Origin of the sequence: Pseudarthrobacter naphthalenicus (assembly GCF_029076445.1) — a bacterium.
GTDB lineage: Bacteria > Actinomycetota > Actinomycetes > Actinomycetales > Micrococcaceae > Arthrobacter > Arthrobacter naphthalenicus.
Window position 1 is genome coordinate 82,039 of record NZ_JARESG010000017.1, and the last position, 16,722, is coordinate 98,760.

The 16,722-nt window shown below is 67.3% G+C and carries 12 protein-coding genes; 8 read left to right on the forward strand and 4 right to left on the reverse strand.

Translation table 11 applies throughout. From position 1 onward, the window contains the following. Window positions 1–13: 13 nt before the first annotated feature. The 4 genes from PY310_RS16160 to PY310_RS16175 form a co-directional block, all read right to left on the reverse strand. The gene (locus PY310_RS16160) at window positions 14–1,393 is read right to left on the reverse strand and encodes a M1 family metallopeptidase (protein WP_275215483.1); all 1,380 of its coding nucleotides are present in this window, start codon (window positions 1,391–1,393) and stop codon (window positions 14–16) included. A 50-nt stretch (window positions 1,394–1,443) separates the two neighbouring features. Further along, a complete protein-coding gene (locus PY310_RS16165) occupies window positions 1,444–5,313 on the reverse strand; it encodes a Pls/PosA family non-ribosomal peptide synthetase (protein ID WP_275215499.1) in 3,870 nt (1,289 codons plus the stop codon). A 186-nt stretch (window positions 5,314–5,499) separates the two neighbouring features. After that, a complete protein-coding gene (locus tag PY310_RS16170; RefSeq protein ID WP_275215484.1) occupies window positions 5,500–6,462 on the reverse strand; it encodes a quinone oxidoreductase family protein in 963 nt (320 codons plus the stop codon). A gap of 93 nt (window positions 6,463–6,555) precedes the next feature. Beyond that, a complete protein-coding gene (locus PY310_RS16175) occupies window positions 6,556–7,647 on the reverse strand; it encodes a fatty acid desaturase family protein (RefSeq protein WP_275215485.1) in 1,092 nt (363 codons plus the stop codon). A 171-nt stretch (window positions 7,648–7,818) separates the two neighbouring features. On the opposite strand from PY310_RS16175, the gene argC reads away from it, so the two are divergent. Genes argC through argH form a run of 8 tightly spaced genes read left to right on the forward strand, consistent with a single transcriptional unit; the run spans window position 7,819 to window position 16,508 of the window. Beyond that, window positions 7,819–8,850 (forward strand): N-acetyl-gamma-glutamyl-phosphate reductase, encoded by a 1,032-nt coding sequence (argC, locus tag PY310_RS16180; RefSeq protein WP_275215486.1) that lies wholly within the window; start codon window positions 7,819–7,821, stop codon window positions 8,848–8,850. Next, a complete protein-coding gene (gene argJ, locus PY310_RS16185) occupies window positions 8,847–10,013 on the forward strand; it encodes a bifunctional glutamate N-acetyltransferase/amino-acid acetyltransferase ArgJ (RefSeq protein ID WP_275215487.1) in 1,167 nt (388 codons plus the stop codon). The genes argC and argJ overlap by 4 nt, the downstream gene beginning before the upstream one ends. Window positions 10,014–10,044: 31 nt before the next feature. Beyond that, window positions 10,045–11,001 (forward strand): acetylglutamate kinase, encoded by a 957-nt coding sequence (gene argB / locus PY310_RS16190; protein WP_275215488.1) that lies wholly within the window; start codon window positions 10,045–10,047, stop codon window positions 10,999–11,001. After that, window positions 10,998–12,257, forward strand: a complete 1,260-nt coding sequence (locus tag PY310_RS16195) for an acetylornithine transaminase (RefSeq protein ID WP_275215489.1) — start codon at window positions 10,998–11,000, stop codon at window positions 12,255–12,257. The genes argB and PY310_RS16195 overlap by 4 nt, the downstream gene beginning before the upstream one ends. Beyond that, window positions 12,254–13,282 carry an ornithine carbamoyltransferase gene (gene argF / locus PY310_RS16200; RefSeq protein WP_275215490.1) on the forward strand — a complete coding sequence of 343 codons (1,029 nt, stop codon included), beginning with the start codon at window positions 12,254–12,256 and terminating at the stop codon, window positions 13,280–13,282. Before PY310_RS16195 ends, argF begins: the two co-directional genes overlap by 4 nt. Then, entirely contained in the window at window positions 13,282–13,812 is a 531-nt protein-coding gene (locus PY310_RS16205; protein WP_275215491.1) for an arginine repressor, read from the forward strand. The genes argF and PY310_RS16205 overlap by 1 nt, the downstream gene beginning before the upstream one ends. Before the next feature lie 57 nt (window positions 13,813–13,869). After that, window positions 13,870–15,075: an argininosuccinate synthase gene (locus PY310_RS16210; RefSeq protein WP_275215492.1), complete on the forward strand. Its 1,206-nt coding sequence runs from the start codon at window positions 13,870–13,872 to the stop codon at window positions 15,073–15,075. Window positions 15,076–15,080: 5 nt separating this feature from the next. Continuing rightward, complete coding sequence (gene argH, locus PY310_RS16215; protein ID WP_275215493.1) at window positions 15,081–16,508, forward strand: argininosuccinate lyase; 1,428 nt, start codon at window positions 15,081–15,083, stop codon at window positions 16,506–16,508. Window positions 16,509–16,722: the final 214 nt, after the last annotated feature.

The following is a 16,722-nucleotide window of genomic DNA, read 5'->3' on the forward strand; positions in this document are numbered from 1 at the left end:
AGCTTCACGGGTCTTAGCGGACAGGAAACGGCGGAAGGGCCGCTTCGTGGAGCCACGGGTGCAGCAGTGCCTCGGTGTCCAGCCCGGTGGCCTGGTCAGCAGCGAGGATGAACGCCGCGGTGGACACGGAGGCGTGACGGTGGGTGCTGGTCCACTCGTGCAGCAAGGCGAAAAAGGCCAGGTCGCCGCACCGGACACGCAGGGCGTGCAGCGCGAGGGCTCCGCGCTTGTAGACGCGGTCATCAAACATCAGCTCCGGGCCCGGATCACCGATGATGATGTCCTGGCTGCCGGACGAAAGCTTCCGCCACGCCGCCGCCGCCCGGTCAGCCACCGGAAGAACACCGGCTTCCTCCGACCAGATCCACTCCGCGTAGCAGGCGAAACCCTCGTGCAGCCAGATGTCCGCCCACGTCGCAGCGGTGAGGGAGTTGCCGAACCACTGGTGGGCGAGCTCGTGGGCGATGAGCCGCTGGGACTCCCAGTCCTGCGTCAGGTGGTTCCGGCCCAGGATGGAGAGCGTTTGCGCCTCAAGGGGTATTTCCAACTCGTCCTCGGTCACCACCACGGTGTACTCGGGGAAAGGGTAGGGGCCAAAGCAGGCCGCGAAGGTCCGCATCATCTCCGGCTGCCTGGCGAGGCCTTTACGGGCCGCGTCCGCCAACAGCGCCGGGACGGCGATCAATTGGGGGACGTGTCCGCTCGTGGTGGCCGGATCCAGCGTGAGGAGGTCGTACCGGCCGATCTGGACCGTGGCAAGGTAGGTGGCCATGGGCTCGGGCTGTTCGTAGACCCACGTCTCGCGGCTTGACCTGCTGCTGTGCGAAACCAGGGCGCCATTGCAGACCGCCCGGTAGTTGGCATCCGTGGTCACGCTGATGCGGTAGCTGGCCTTTTCCCCGGGGTGGTCGTTGCAGGGAAACCAGGATGCGGCGCCGTTGGGCTGGCCCGCCACCAGGACGCCGTCAGTCAGTTCCTCCCAGCCGACCTCTCCCCAGAACCCGCGGCGCGGAGCAGGGTTGCCTTCGTACTTGATGTCCAGGGTGAAGGTCTCGCCGGCCGGAAGGGCGGTTTCGGGCATGATGACCAGCTGCTCCGCCCGCTGGGTGTACTTGCGCACGCGCCGGCCGCTGAGCTGGATCTTGGTGGCCCGCAGCCCGGTCAGGTCCAGCACCAGGGCTGCCGTGGCGTACTGCGTGACCGCGTGCAGGACGGCGCGGCCGCTGAGGCGATTGCTGCTGAGCTTGTAGTCAAGCTCGAGTTCGTAGCGGTTTACCCGGTACGCGTTGGTCCCGTGTCCGGGAACGTAAGGGTCCGGCGCCGTTGCACCTTGCTCCGAGGTGGGTGACGGGCCGGTACTGGCGGCCGTGGGACTCGGTGCGGCGGAACTCATAAGACGGTCTTTCCGATCAAGAGGGGCGGGACAGGCGGGCTGGTGCGGGGCTACCGTGGACCCGTCGCAGGCTTGACCGGGCCGTTCCAGGGACTGACCGGGTTGCCCATCCAGTAGGTGGCGGCCGGAACCGATTCGCCCCGCATGACCAACGACGCCGGTCCCACTGTTCCACCGTTGCCGATGCTTGCCTGGGGCAGGATCACGCCGTGCGGTCCCATGGTTGCTCCGTCTTCGAGCGTAACAGTGTCCAGGCTCATGACCCGGTCATGGAAGAGATGGGTTTGGACCACACATCCACGGTTGACGGTGGAATTCCGGCCGAGGGTGACGAGGTCGGCTTCCGGGAGCCAATAGCTTTCGCACCACGTGCCGCGGCCGATTTTTGCGCCAAGGGACCGGAGCCACCAGACCAGGGCCGGGGTTCCGGTCGCTGCGCGTGCAAACCAAGGGGCGCTGACCATTTCGATGAAGGTGTCCACTACCTCGTTCCGCCAGATGAACGAACTCCACAGCGGGTGCTCACCTTCACGGATCCGTCCCACAAGGATCCATTTTGCGACGACGGCGCTGCCCGCGGCCACCGCGCCGGCCATCAGCATGACCACCCCGCCCACGGCGGCGGCGATCCCGTAGTTGTAGGCGTCAGCCAGCCAGTCGAAGGCGAGCATCACGCCCGCGGCGATGGCCACCGTGGTCACCACGGGGATGAAGCGGCCCAGTTCCCACAGGCAGCGGGCGAACTTGAGCCGCAGCGGGGGCTGGTAGGTACGGGTGTCATCAGAGGCGATGGCGGTTCGCCGGAGCCGCACGGGCGGGCTGCCCAGCCATGAGGTTCCGGACTTTGCCTTGGCCGGTGTGGCGGACAGCACGGCCACCAGCGAGTTCTTGGGCACGTTCCTGCCGGCAGCGGTCATGCCGGAGTTGCCCAGGAAGGAGCGTTTGCCGATCTTCGCAGGGGCAATCCGCAGCCACCCGCCGTCGAGCTCGTAGGAGGCCACCATGGTGTCATCCGCCAGGAAGGCGCCCTCGCCCACCGTGGTCATCTTGGGGATGAGGAGGACGGTGGACGCTTCAACGTTCTTGCCGATCTTGGCCCCAAGGAGGCGAAGCCAGACAGGTGTAAAGAGACTCGCGTAGACCGGGAAGAGCAGGTCGCGGGCCAGGTCCAGGACCCGTTCGGTGGCCCAGACCTGCCAGCCGATCCGGCTGCGGACCCGGTAGTAGCCCTCCTTCAGGCCGATGCCCAGGAGCCGGGTGGCGGCGAGGATCAGCAGGAGGTTGACCATGAACCAGGCAAGGGCCGCCGGGGCAAGGGAGAGCAGGATCTGCGGTACCGCCGCCGACAGTGAGTCGCTGCCCCTGATGAACGCGAAGATCACCAGGGCTGCGGCCGCCGCGGAGATGTAGGGGATGAGGGCCAGGGTGGCCGAGGCGAGCGAAAATCCGACGAACCAGAGCCGGCTGATCAGATGGTGTTCCACAGGCATCTCCGGCACGGTGTGCTTGGCCTTGCCCCGGCGCTCGGCGGGGGACCCTGCTACGTGGTGCCCGGCTTTCACCTTGCCCAGAACGGCCGAGCCCGGCTCCACTTGGGCACCTGCGCCGATCGAGGCGCCGGGCATCAGCGTGCTGCGCGCACCGATGGTGGCACCGGCGCCGATGCGGATGGCACCGATGTGGACTACGTCGCCGTCGATCCACCAGCCGGAAAGATCCACTTCGGGCTCCACATTCGAACCGCTGCCCAGGGACAACAGCCCCGTGACCGGAGGCAGCGAGTGCAGCTGGACGTTATTGCCGATCCTGGCACCCAACGCCCGGGCATAGTACGGAACCCACGGCGCGCTGGCCAGGCTGATCGCTCCCGCCAGGTCCTGGATCTGTTCCGCAAGCCACAGGCGCAGGTGGATCTTGCCTGAGCGTGGGTACGTGCCGGGGACCACCTTGCGGAGCAGGAACCGGGCGGCGGCGATGGACACCAGCATCCGGCCGGCGGGGGAGACGAACACCAGCCAGGACGCGGCCACCCACCACCATGAGACGGTGGGGGCAGCGCTGAAGCCGGCGAACGCGGACAGCAGGTTGTTGGCCGCCATCAGGTACGTCAGCCAGCGCATCCCCACCAGGATGTGGAGGGGAATACCCATCAGCGTCTGGAAGATCTGGGACTTGAGTGCTGTGGGGCGGACTGTCCTGGCCGGAGCCGGTCCGGCAGCCACACCCCCGGGGAGGGACTGCCGGGCGGTATCAATCAGAGCGCCGATCCTGGGCGTCGCATAGATGTCCGCCACCGTGATGGTGGGATAGCGCACCCGGAGGGCCGAGACCAGCTGCGCGGCCGAGAGCGAACCGCCGTAGGCGAAGAAATCAGCGTCGAGGCTTGTTACCGGGCTGCCGAGGACGGCGGCCCACCGTTCGGCCAACCAGGCGGCATCCTCGGGGAGGTTCAAGGGTGCGGCGTCAGCGTCAGCGGCACCGGAGCCTGTCAGTGGCCAGGGCAGCGCATAGCGGTCCACTTTGCCGCTGGTCTTGGTGGGCAGCGAGTCCACCACGGTCAGCAGCGGAATGAGCGGGGCGGGCAAACTGGCGGCCAGGTGTTCGCGGGCGGACACCAGGTCCAGGTCCGCATCCGCGGCGGCGAGATAGCCCACCAGGATCTGGTTGCCCGCCGCCGTTGTCTTGACGGCGGCCGCGGCTCCGGCCACGTGGGGGAGGGCCTGCAGGGCCGCGTCAATTTCCCCCAGCTCGATCCGGCGTCCGCCAAGCTTGACCTGTTCATCAGCGCGGCCCATAAAGATCAGGCCCTCGGCTTCGTACCGCACCAGGTCGCCGGACCGGTAGGCGCGCTCCCAGCCGAACGCCGGCATGGGCGCGTACTTCTCCCGGTCCTTGTCCGGGTCCAGGTAACGGGCCAGCCCGACTCCGCCGATGATCAGCTCGCCAATTTCGCCTTCGCCGACGGGCAGTCCGTCGGTGTCCACCACGGCCAGGTCCCAGCCGTCCAGCGGCAGCCCGATGCGCACGGGGCCGGGTCCGCCCAGGGGGGCCGCGCAAGCCACCACCGTGGCCTCCGTGGGGCCGTAGGTGTTCCAGACTTCACGGCCCGGAACGGCCAGTCGCTCGGCGAGTTCGGGCGGGCAGGCTTCACCGCCGAAGATCAGGAGGCGGACGTTCTCCAGGGATTCAGCCGGCCAGAGGGCGGCCAGGGTGGGGACGGTGGACACCGCGGTGATGCCGTGATTGATGAGCCAGGGACCGAGGTCGGTGCCGGTCCGGACGAGGGCGCGCGGGGCGGGCACCAGGCAGGAGCCGTGGCGCCAGGCCAGCCACATCTCTTCGCAGGAGGCATCAAAGGCAACGGAGAGTCCGGCAAGCACCCGGTCCTGCGGGCCGAGGGGTTCCTCCTGGAGGAAGATCCTGGCTTCGGCGTCAACAAAGGCTGCGGCCGAGCGGTGCTGGACGGCGACGCCTTTGGGCGTGCCGGTGGACCCGGACGTGAAGATGATCCAGGCGTCGTCGCCGGGCTCTGCCGGGCGGCGTGCGGGGCCGTGGCTGCCTTCAGCGCGGTTTGCGGGCTGCGGTGCTTCCGTAAGTGTCACTGCATCCCCGCCGGAGAGGACTGCCGCGACCCCGGCCTCGCCAAAGACCAGCCGGGCACGTTCCTCAGGATCGTCAGCGTCGACCGGCACGTAGGCGGCCCCGATATAAAGGATGGCCAGGATCGAAATGTAGAGCTCGTTCGTCCCGGATGGAATGCGGACGCCGATCCGCTGCCCGGCGCCGAGTCCTTTGGCCTGCAGCCCGTGTCCCTTGGCCCGGACGGCGGCCATCAGGTCGGCGTAGCTCAGGGACTGCCTGCCGTCGTCGAGCGCCGACGCCTCGGGGAAACGGGCAGCCGAGTCCTCCAGGACAGCCATCAGGGTCCGCTCGGGCGGGGCCAGGGGCAAGCCGGGCAGCTGGGGGCGGTACAACTCTTGCGGCCGGGATTCCACGACGTCAGGCAGATGCTCACTCACCGTCGGATTATGCCCGTCCCAGGTGAACGGAAAGTGTCCATAATTGGTTGAAGGTTCACCTTCCGTTCACCGGGTCCGTGGCGCTGGTCAGGGAACCAGAAGGACCTTGCCTGTGGTGCGGCGGCCTTCGAGGTCCTCATGGGCACGCTGCGCTTCGGCCAGCGGGTAGCTCGCACCGATCCTTACCTTCAGGCTGCCGTCCGCCACGGCCGAGAACACTTCGCTGGACCGCCACAGGCGCTCCTGGGGGTTGGCGAGGAAGTCGGCGAGCTTGGGCCGCGTCAGGGATAGCGAGCCGCCGGCATTAAGCCGCTGCGGATCCACCGGCGGCACGGCGCCGGAGGCAGCGCCGAACAGGACCAGGAACCCCCGGCTGCGCAGGCTGGCAAGTGAGCCGTCGAACGTATCTTTCCCGACGCCGTCGTACACCACGTTGACCCCGACGCCGTTGGTGAGCTCACGGACAGCTTCCGCGAAGCCCTCGTAGCGGAGGACCTCATCCGCGCCTGCGGTCCTCGCGAGTTGTTCCTTTTCGTCGGTGGAGACGGTGGTAATGACCCGGGCTCCGCGGCTTTTCAGGAGCTGGGTGAGGAGCAGTCCGACGCCGCCGGCACCGGCGTGGACCAGTACCGTGTGGCCGGGCTCCACCCGGAAGGAGGAATTGATGAGGTAGTGGGCTGTCATGCCCTGCAGGGGGAGCGCAGCGGCCGTGTGGAGGTCCACCCCCTCGGGAACGGGGAGTGCCTTGGCCGCGTCAAGGACGGTGTATTCGGCATAGCATTCCTGGCCTTCGGCGGTTGCCACCCGGCTTCCCACGGCAATGCCTTCAACGCCCTCCCCGACTGCCTCAACGGTTCCCGCGGCTTCGGAGCCGGGCGTGAACGGGTACGTCACCTTGTACATGCCGCCGCGCTGGTAGGTCTCAATGAAGTTGACGCCGGTGGCCGCCACCTTGACCAGCAGCTGACCCGGGCCGGGCGTGGGCTGCTCAATCTCTGCGTACTCGAGGACTTCCGGACCTCCGGACTGGCGGGCAACGATTGCATGCATGGAACGTCTCCTCTCGGGGCGGGGATTTCCCGGGCCGTTTTCTCTGACCATCCTATGGATGCCGTGGTCCGTCAGCGAAGTCCGGTGGGGAGTTTAGTAGCGGCGCGTGACCGTTGCCATGGGGCATTCGAAGTGGCGCCCGGCGGAGAGCCCCACGTTGTTGAGGTAACGGACAATGATGCCGTAAGACTGGATCAGGGTGGTTTCCGTGTAGGGAACCTGGTGCTTTGTGCAGTACTCGCGGACGATCTTGGCGGCCTTGTCCAGCTGGGGGCGCGCCATGTCCGGGAAGAGGTGGTGTTCGGCCTGGCGGTTCAGCCCGCCCAGCAGGATGTCCATGAATCGGCCCCCGGAGATGTTGCGGGAGGTCAGGACCTGGCGGCTGAAGAAATCAACACGGCTGTCAGCGGGCAGGACAGGCATGCCCTTGTGGTTCGGGGCAAACGATGCGCCCATGTAGAAGCCGAACACGGCGAGCTGCACACCGATGAAGGCGAAGGCCATGCCCAGCGGCAGGAAAGTAAAAGCCAGGGCCGGCAGTGCGCCGAGGCGGACCAGCAGGATGGGCAGCTCCACCCACCGGTGCGTGACTTTGGCGCGGCGGAAGACAAACCTGACCGAATCGATCTGCAGGCCAAGGCCCACCAGGAACAGCAGGGGGAAGAAGAACCAGCCCTGCTTGCGCGTCAGGAACGAGAACCGGCCCTGCCGGTCGGCCACCGCTTCGGTGTGGAACGCGATAGGGCCCGGAGCGATGTCCGGATCCTTGGAGATGACGTTGGGGTGGTTATGGTGGGCGCCGTGCTTCTGCTCCCACCAGGAGTAGCTCATGCCGGCCACCGAGGTGGCCAGGAGGCGTGCGGTCCAGTCATTGGCCCTGCGGGAGGCGAAGATCTGGCGGTGGCCGGCCTCGTGGGCCAGGAAGCTCAGCTGCGTGCACAGGACGCCTACGGCGGCGGCGATGAGGAGCTGGAACCAGCTGTCGCCGATCAGGGCGAAGCCGAACCAGGCTGCCGTCATCAGCAGGACCAGGCTGGCGAACACGGTGATATAGAAGCCGACGCGGCGTTCCAGCAGGCCTTCAGCCTTGACGGCCTTGAGCAGCTCGGAGTAACTCAGGACCACGGCATTGGGCTTGCGGACGCGCGATTGAGGACGTTCAGGGGTGTGTAGGGTGGTGGACATGAAGCGGGGCCTCGTCACAGTAACGGGCAACGCTGCAGCCGACATTCGGACTGCACGGTCAGGATCACCCTCAGTCCAGCTTACGGGTACGTGTCCAACTGGCTTGGGCGCGCATGAGGTGCGTGCATAAATATCGGGCATACTGAATAGTTTTGCTGTAAGATTGAGGCCATGACTATTTCTGTTGCCGTCTCCGGGGCCAGCGGCTACGCCGGAGGAGAAGTTCTGCGCCTGCTCGCGGGCCATCCGGACGTAACCATCGGGGCCATTACCGCGCACAGCAATGCGGGCACCCGGCTCGGCGAACTCCAGCCCCACCTGCACGGTCTCGCCAGCCGCATCCTCGAAGACACCACGGTGGAAAACCTTGCCGGTCATGATGTGGTGTTCCTGGCGCTCCCGCACGGCGCGTCCGCCGGGATCGCCGCGGAGCTTCCCGAGGGCACTGTGGTGATCGATGCCGGCGCGGACCACCGCCTGGAAGATCCGGCCGCGTGGGAAAAGTTCTACGGCTCCGCCCACGCAGGCACCTGGCCCTACGGGCTGCCCGAACTCCCGGGCCAGCGGGACGCGCTCAAGGGCGCCACCCGGATCGCCGTCCCCGGCTGCTACCCGACGTCGGCGCTGCTGGCTCTGACGCCCGGCTTCGCCGCCAAACTGCTCCAGCCCGACGACGTTGTGGTCGTTTCCGCGTCCGGCACCTCGGGTGCGGGCAAGGCCGCGAAGGTAAACCTGATCGGCTCTGAAGTCATGGGCTCCATGAGCCCGTACGGCGTGGGCGGCGGACACCGCCACACCCCGGAGATCGAGCAGGGGCTCTCCAACGCCGCGGGGGAGCGGGTCAGCGTTTCCTTTACCCCCACCCTCGCGCCGATGAGCCGCGGCATCCTGACCACCGCCACCGCGAAGGCCAGGCCGGGCACCAATGCGACTGAACTCCGCCAGGCCTGGGCCGACGCCTACGACGACGAGCCGTTTGTACATGTGCTCCCTGAGGGGCAGTGGCCCACCACCAAGTCCGTGGTGGGGTCCAACCACGCCGTTATGCAGCTGGCCTTTGACGAGCACACCGGCCGCGTGATCGTGACCTGCGTCATTGATAACCTCACCAAAGGGACTGCCGGCGGCGCCGTGCAGTCCATGAACATTGCGCTTGGCCTGCCTGAGATGGCCGGCCTCAACCTGCAGGGAGTTGCCCCGTGACCGTTACCGCCCCCCTCGGGTTCCGGGCCGCCGGTGTTACCGCCGGCCTGAAGGCATCCGGCAAGCCGGACCTCGCCCTGGTAGTCAACGATGGCCCGTCCAAGTCCGCCGCCGCGGTTTTCACCAGCAACCGAGTGGCCGCCGCACCTGTGCACTGGTCCCGTCAGGTGGTCTCGGACGGCCGGGTGGACGCCGTGGTGCTCAACTCGGGCGGCGCCAACGCCTGCACGGGTCCGCAGGGCTTCCAGAACACCCACAGCACCGCGGAAAAGGTCGCAAAAGTTCTCGGCATTTCCGCCACGGACGTGTTCGTGTGCTCCACCGGCCTGATCGGTGAGCAGCTTCCCATGGACAAGATCCTGCCCGGCGTGGAGGCTGCCGCCGCCGCGCTGAGTGCAGACGGTGGCCCCGACGCCGGAAATGCCATCATGACCACGGACTCCGTGCCGAAATCTGCGCTGTTCATCGGCACTGATGCGGACGGCCAGGAATTCACCATCGGCGGAATCGCCAAGGGCGCCGGCATGCTGGCACCCGGACTCGCCACCATGCTGGTGGTCCTCACCACGGACGCGTCGGTTGAAGCGGAAATGCTCGACGTCGTCCTCCGCGACGCCACGCGCGTCACCTTTGACCGGGCTGACTCGGACGGCTGCATGTCCACCAACGACACCGTGGTGCTGATGGCCTCCGGGGCGTCCGGCGCCGTCCCGTCCGCCGAAGCATTTGGTGCCGGGCTCACCCAGGTGTGTGCAGAACTGGCACGCAAGCTCATCGGGGATGCCGAGGGCGCCAGCCACGACATTGCCATCCGCACCTTCAACGCCGCCTCCGAGCGCGATGCTGAAACAGTCAGCCGTTCCGTGGCCCGGTCCAACCTGTTCAAGGCGGCCATCTTCGGCAAGGACCCCAACTGGGGCCGTGTGCTGTCCGCGGTAGGCACCACGGACGCCGTGTTCGAGCCCGACCAGCTGAACGTGGCCATCAACGGCATCCAGATCTGCCGCAACGGCAGTATCGGGGACGACCGCAACCTGGTGGACCTGGAACCCCGTGAAGTCCTGGTGGAGATCGACCTGCAGGCCGGCGAGACCGAAGCCACCATCTGGACCAACGACCTCACGCACGATTACGTCGAAGAGAACAGCGCCTACTCAAGCTAGATCCATCAGCAACCCTGGAGATACCTTCAGCATGAACACCCAGACCCGTGAGACCACGTCCATGAGCGATGCCCAAAACAAGGCCGGCACGCTGATCGAGGCACTGCCGTGGATCCAGCGCTTCGCCGGCACCACCATGGTGATCAAGTACGGCGGCAACGCGATGGTCAACGATGAGCTGCGACGGGCGTTCGCCGAGGACGTGGTGTTCCTGCACCACGTGGGCATCCATCCGGTGGTGGTTCACGGCGGCGGCCCCCAGATTAACGCCATGCTGGCGCGGCTGGGCATCGAATCCGAGTTCAAGGGCGGCCTGCGTGTCACCACGCCCGAGGCCATGGACGTGGTCCGGATGGTCCTCACCGGCCAGGTGGGCCGTGAACTGGTTGGCCTGATCAACTCCCATGGACCCTACGCGGTGGGCATGTCCGGCGAGGACGGCGGCCTGCTCCGGGCCGTCCGCACCGGAACCGTCATCGATGGCGAGGAGGTGGACCTGGGCCTGGTGGGCGAAGTGGTGGGTGTGAACCCCGAAGGCATCCGGGACATCCTGGCTGCCGGCCGCATCCCGGTCATCTCCACCGTGGCCCCGGAAATCGAATCAGAGGGCGTGGAGACGGCCGCCGGTGAAGTCCAGACCACGGGCCAGGTCCTCAACGTCAACGCGGACACGGCCGCCGCCGCCGTGGCCGAAGCGCTCGGGGCCTCCAAACTGGTGATCCTCACCGACGTCGAAGGCCTTTACGCCGACTGGCCGGACAGGTCCTCGCTCATTTCCTCCCTGACGGCGTCCGAACTGCGCCGGCTCCTGCCGTCCCTTGAGTCCGGCATGATCCCCAAGATGGAAGCGTGCCTCAAAGCCGTCGAAGGCGGCGTGGAGCGTGCGCACATCGTGGACGGCAGGCTGCCGCACTCGATGCTCCTGGAAACCTTTACGACCGCCGGCATCGGCACGCAGGTCGTCCCTGACGAGGAAGTGAACGCATGAACGAGCTCCAGCAAACCCCCGTAGCCGAGCTGGTGGAAACCTCGGGCCACACCAGCGGTGCTGAGTGGCTTTCGCGCTACTCCTCCTCCCTTATGGGCGTTTTTGGCACGCCGCAGCGTGTCCTGGTCCGGGGCGCCGGCTGCCTCGTGTGGGACGCGGACGGCAAGGAATACCTGGACCTGCTCGGCGGCATTGCCGTCAACGCCCTCGGCCACGCCAACCCGTTCGTGACCTCTGTGATCTCCAGCCAGCTGGCCACTTTGGGGCACGTCTCGAACTTCTTTACCAGCCCGACGCAGATTGCACTTGCCGAGAGGCTGCTGGCCCTGGCGCACGCCCCGGCCGGCTCCAAGGTGTTCTTCGCCAACTCCGGCACGGAAGCCGTCGAAGCCGCCTTCAAGCTGGCACGGCGGAACAACACCGGCCCCGGCGGCGCGCCCCGGACCAAGATCGTGGCCCTGGAAGGTGCCTTCCACGGGCGCACCATGGGTGCCCTGGCCCTGACCGCGAAGGAAGCCTACCGGGCACCCTTCGAACCGCTGCCCGGCGGCGTGGTCCACATTCCGTTCGGGGATGTCGCAGCCCTCGAGGCCGCCGTCGACGAGTCCGTGGCCGCCGTCTTCCTGGAACCCATCCAGGGCGAGGCCGGGGTCCGGCCGCTCCCCGCCGGCTACCTCAAAGCAGCCCGGGATGCGACCGCCAAAGCCGGTGCCCTGCTCATACTGGACGAGGTCCAGACCGGGATCGGCCGCACCGGCAAATGGTTCGCCAGCGAGGACGCCGGCATCGTTCCGGACGCCATCACCCTGGCCAAGGGCCTCGGCGGCGGGTTCCCCATCGGCGCGCTGATCACCTTCGGGGAGCAGCCGTCGTCGCTCCTTGGCGCAGGCCAGCACGGCAGTACCTTCGGCGGGAACCCGGTGGCGACGGCCGCCGCCCTGGCCACGCTGCACGCCCTCGAAAGTCAGCGCGTGCTGGAAAATGTCGCGAAGGTGGGGGAGTACCTGCGCAGCGGGCTCGCCGATGTGGACGGCGTCACCGAAGTCCGCGGCGAAGGCCTGCTGATCGGCTTCGACCTGGACGCCGACGTGGCACCTGCCGTGGTGGCCGCCGGCCTCGACGCCGGCTTCATCGTCAACAGCCCCGGCCCCCACACCATCCGGCTGGCCCCGCCGCTGGTCCTCACCACCGAACAGGCCGGCACCTTCCTCGCCGCCCTCCCGGACCTCCTCCAGACAGCTAAGGACGCTCAGTGACCCCCGTAGTTTCAGCCGCCGCAGCACCCGCCACCACCCGCCACTTCCTGAAGGACACCGACCTCAGCCCGGCCGAACAGGCTGAAGTGCTCAACCTGGCCGTCCGGATGAAGGCGGCGCCCTACAGTGTGCAGCCGTTCGCGGCGGCGGGTAACGGCCGCAAGACCGTGGCCGTCATCTTCGACAAAACGTCCACGCGCACCCGGGTGTCCTTCGCCACCGGCATCGCCGACATGGGCGGCAACGCGCTGATCATTAACCCGGGCGAGGCGCAGATCGGTCACAAGGAATCGGTGGAGGACACCGCCAAGGTCCTGGAACGGATGGTCTCCACCATCGTCTGGCGTACCGGTGCCCATGCAGGCCTGGTGGCGATGGCGGAAAACTCCAAGGTGCCTGTCATCAATGCCCTGTGCGATGACTACCACCCGTGCCAGCTCCTCGCCGACCTCCTGGCGGTCAAAGAGCATAAGGGCGAGCTCAAGGGCCTGACCATGGCCTACCTTGGCGATGCCGCCAACAACATGGCCAATTCCTACCTGCTGGCGGGTGTCACCGCCGGCATGCATGTCCGCATAGCCGGGCCCGAAGGCTACCTTCCGGCGGCGGAAATTATCGCTGCCGCCGAGGAACGCGCCGCGGAGACCGGCGGGTCCGTGCTGGTCACCACCGACGCCGCAGCGGCCCTTGAGGATGCCGACGTCGTCGCTACAGACACCTGGGTCTCCATGGGGCAGGAAGCGGAAAAGGAAGCCCGGCTGCAGCTGTTCCGCGAGTACTCCGTCGATGAGGCGGCGATGGCACACGCGGCGGATGACGCCGTCGTGCTTCACTGCCTGCCTGCATACCGCGGCTACGAAATTTCGGCCGGTGTCATCGACGGGCCGCAGTCCATCGTCTGGGACGAAGCCGAGAACCGGCTGCACGCCCAGAAGGCGCTGATGGCGTGGCTGATGCACCGGTCCGGACTGGCATTCGTTGAGGGCCTCGCTCCGGTTGAGGGCACCGGGGAGAGCACGTTCTAGTGTCCGTTCCGTCCGCCGCGCCGGGCTCCAGTCCGGCCACCAAAACCGCCCGCCAGGCCCGCATCGCGGCCATCCTGACGGGTGAATCGGTGCGCTCCCAGGCGGAGCTGGCCGCGTTGCTGGCGGACGACGGCGTCCAGGTCACCCAGGCAACCCTGTCCCGGGACCTGGTGGAACTCGGCGCTGTCCGCGTCCGCGGCAAGGAGGGCGTGCTGGTCTACGCCGTCCCCGGCGAAGGCGGCGAACGGGCGGCCAAGAGCGGGGTGAGCCAGGAAATCCTGGACGCCCGGCTGGCCCGGCTGTGCAGCGAACTCCTGGTCACCGCGGAGGCATCGGCGAACATCGCGGTGCTCCGGACCCCGCCGGGTGCCGCCAACTTCCTGGCCTTGGCCATCGACCACTCGGTGATGCCGTCCATCCTGGGGACCATCGCCGGTGATGACACCGTGCTGCTCGTGTCCCGGGATCCGCAGGGCGGCCAGGACCTGGCCGCCCGGTTCCTGCAGCTGGCCGAGGACGCGGCGCAATAGTTTTCGCCCCATAAACTTGAAGACAAACCAAGAACCAAACAACTAAGGAGCATTTTCGTGACTGAGCGTATTGTTCTGGCCTACTCCGGTGGCCTGGATACTTCCGTAGCCATCGGCTGGATCGGTGAAGCCACCGGCGCCGAGGTCATCGCCGTGGCGGTCGACGTCGGACAGGGCGGCGAGTCGCTGGAAACCATCCGCCAGCGCGCCCTGGGCTGCGGCGCCGTCGAAGCCTACGTGGCCGACGCCTCCGACGAGTTCGCCAACGAGTACTGCATGCCCACCCTGAAGACCAACGCCCTCTACCAGGGCCACTACCCGCTGGTCTCCGCCATCTCCCGCCCCGTCATCGTCAAGCACCTGGTCAAGGCCGCCCGCGAGTTTGGCGCCACCACCGTGGCCCACGGCTGCACCGGCAAGGGCAACGACCAGGTCCGCTTCGAAGTGGGCATCCAGACGCTCGGGCCGGACCTGAAGTGCATTGCCCCGGTCCGCGACCTCGCCCTCACCCGCGACAAGGCCATCGCCTTCGCCGAGGAAAAGGGACTGCCGATCGAGACCACCAAGAAGAATCCGTACTCGATCGACCAGAACGTCTGGGGCCGCGCCGTCGAAACCGGCTACCTGGAAGACATCTGGAACGCCCCCACCAAGGACATCTACGACTACACCGCCACGCCGGAATTCCCGCCGGCCCCGGATGAAGTCACCATCTCCTTCGAAGCCGGCGTGCCGGTAGCGATCGACGGCGTCCGGGTCACCCCGCTGCAGGCCATCAAGGAACTCAACCGCCGCGCCGGCGCCCAGGGCGTGGGCCGCATCGACGTCGTTGAGGACCGCCTCGTGGGCATCAAGTCCCGCGAGATCTACGAGGCACCCGGTGCCATGGCATTGATCACCGCGCACAAACACCTCGAAGACATCACCGTGGAGCGCGAGCAGGCCCGCTTCAAGGCCACCGTTGGCCAGCGCTGGGCCGAGCTGGTGTACGACGGCCAGTGGTTCTCACCGCTCAAGCGCTCCCTGGACGCCTTCATCGAGGACACCCAGAAGTACGTCACCGGTGACATCCGCATGACCCTGCACGGTGGCCAGGCAGTGGTCAACGGACGCCGCTCCGAGACCTCGCTGTACGACTTCGACCTCGCCACCTACGACACCGGCGACACCTTCGACCAGTCCATGGCGCGCGGTTTCATCGAGCTCTGGGGCATGTCCGCCAAGGTGGCCTCCGGCCGCGACATCCGCGTCGCAGGAAAGTAGCCCCTGTGGCTGAGCACAAATCGGAGGCGACCAATACGGGTGCGCTGTGGGGCGGCCGGTTCGCCGGCGGCCCCGCCGACGCCCTCGCGGCGCTGAGCAAGTCCACGCACTTTGACTGGCGGCTGGCCCGCTACGACATTGCCGGGTCGAAGGCGCACGCCCGCGTGCTGCACAAGGCCGGGCTGCTGGATGACGCCGAGCTCGACGGCATGCTCGACGCGCTGGCCCGGCTGGACGATGACGTTGCCTCCGGCGCGTACTTGCCGGCGGAGTCCGATGAGGACGTGCACGGTTCCTTGGAACGCGGGCTGATCGAGCGCGCCGGCACCCAGCTGGGCGGCAAGCTGCGTGCGGGCCGGTCCCGCAACGACCAGGTGGCCACCCTGGGCCGGATGTTCCTGCGCGACCATGCCCGGATCATTGCCGGCGGCGTGCTGGCAACCATCGAGGCGCTGGTGGATCAGGCCAAGGCGCACCAGGGTGTGGCCATGCCCGGCCGCACCCACCTGCAGCACGCCCAGCCGGTCCTGCTCAGCCACCACCTCCTGGCGCACGCCTGGGCGCTGCTGCGCGATGTGCAGCGGCTTCAGGACTGGGACAAACGCGCCGGTGTTTCGCCGTACGGTTCCGGTGCCCTGGCGGGCTCCTCACTGGGCCTGGACCCGGAAGCAGTGGCCGCGGACCTGGGCTTCTTCTCCGCAACCCACAACTCGATCGACGGCACCGCTTCGCGCGATGTCTTTGCCGAGTTCGCCTGGGTGACGGCCATGATCGGGGTGGACCTGTCCCGCGTTTCGGAGGAAGTTATCCTGTGGGCCACGAAGGAGTTTTCCTTTGTGACCCTGCACGATTCCTACTCCACCGGCTCCTCGATCATGCCGCAGAAGAAGAACCCGGACGTGGCCGAGCTGGCCCGCGGCAAGGCGGGGCGCCTGATCGGCAACCTGACCGGGCTGCTTGCCACGCTCAAGGGCCTGCCGCTCGCGTACAACCGCGACCTGCAGGAGGACAAGGAGCCGGTCTTCGACGCCGCGGACACCCTGGAGTTGCTGCTCCCGGCCGTCTCCGGCATGATCGCGACGCTCAAGTTCAACACGGAGCGGATGGAGTCTCTGGCACCGCAGGGCTTTGCGCTGGCTACGGACATTGCCGAATGGCTGGTCCGGCAGGGCGTGCCGTTCCGGGAGGCGCACGAGCTCTCCGGCGCGGCGGTCAAGCAGGCCGAGAGCCGGGACGTGGAGCTGTGGGACCTGACGGATGAAGAATACGCGGCCATTTCGGCGCACCTGACCCCAGAGGTCCGCACGGTCCTGTCCACCGAAGGTTCGCTCAACAGCCGCAACTCCCAGGGCGGCACCGCGCCGGCCGCCGTCGAACGCCAGCTGGTGGCGCTGGAAGCCGAGCTTGCCGGCGTCAGGGACTACGCGAACTAACCTGCCGACGCTCTCTCACTTAATGCGCCTTTTCCGGCAACGCTCTCTCACTTTCTTCAGGAAAGTGAGAGAGCGTTGCCGGTTTTCCGCAGATTGTCAAGCTGTGTGGAGTCATTGGGTTTGTTGTGTGGGTGTTTTTGTTGCGGGAAGGTTGATTCCGGCGTGGCTGGCGGGGGCTGGTGTGATGGGGCGCTGGTGGAATCGTTCGGGGTTC

Excerpts from the sequence above, each read along its gene's own strand:
- argB (WP_275215488.1), top strand. The coding sequence starts at position 10,045 with ATGAACACCCAGACCCGTGAGACCACGTCCATGAGCGATGCCCAAAAC.
- PY310_RS16170 (WP_275215484.1), bottom strand. The coding sequence starts at position 6,462 with ATGCATGCAATCGTTGCCCGCCAGTCCGGAGGTCCGGAAGTCCTCGAG.
- PY310_RS16175 (WP_275215485.1), bottom strand. The coding sequence starts at position 7,647 with ATGTCCACCACCCTACACACCCCTGAACGTCCTCAATCGCGCGTCCGC.
- PY310_RS16165 (WP_275215499.1), bottom strand. The coding sequence starts at position 5,313 with ATGGCTGTCCTGGAGGACTCGGCTGCCCGTTTCCCCGAGGCGTCGGCG.
- PY310_RS16195 (WP_275215489.1), top strand. The coding sequence starts at position 10,998 with ATGAACGAGCTCCAGCAAACCCCCGTAGCCGAGCTGGTGGAAACCTCG.
- PY310_RS16160 (WP_275215483.1), bottom strand. The coding sequence starts at position 1,393 with ATGAGTTCCGCCGCACCGAGTCCCACGGCCGCCAGTACCGGCCCGTCA.
- argC (WP_275215486.1), top strand. The coding sequence starts at position 7,819 with ATGACTATTTCTGTTGCCGTCTCCGGGGCCAGCGGCTACGCCGGAGGA.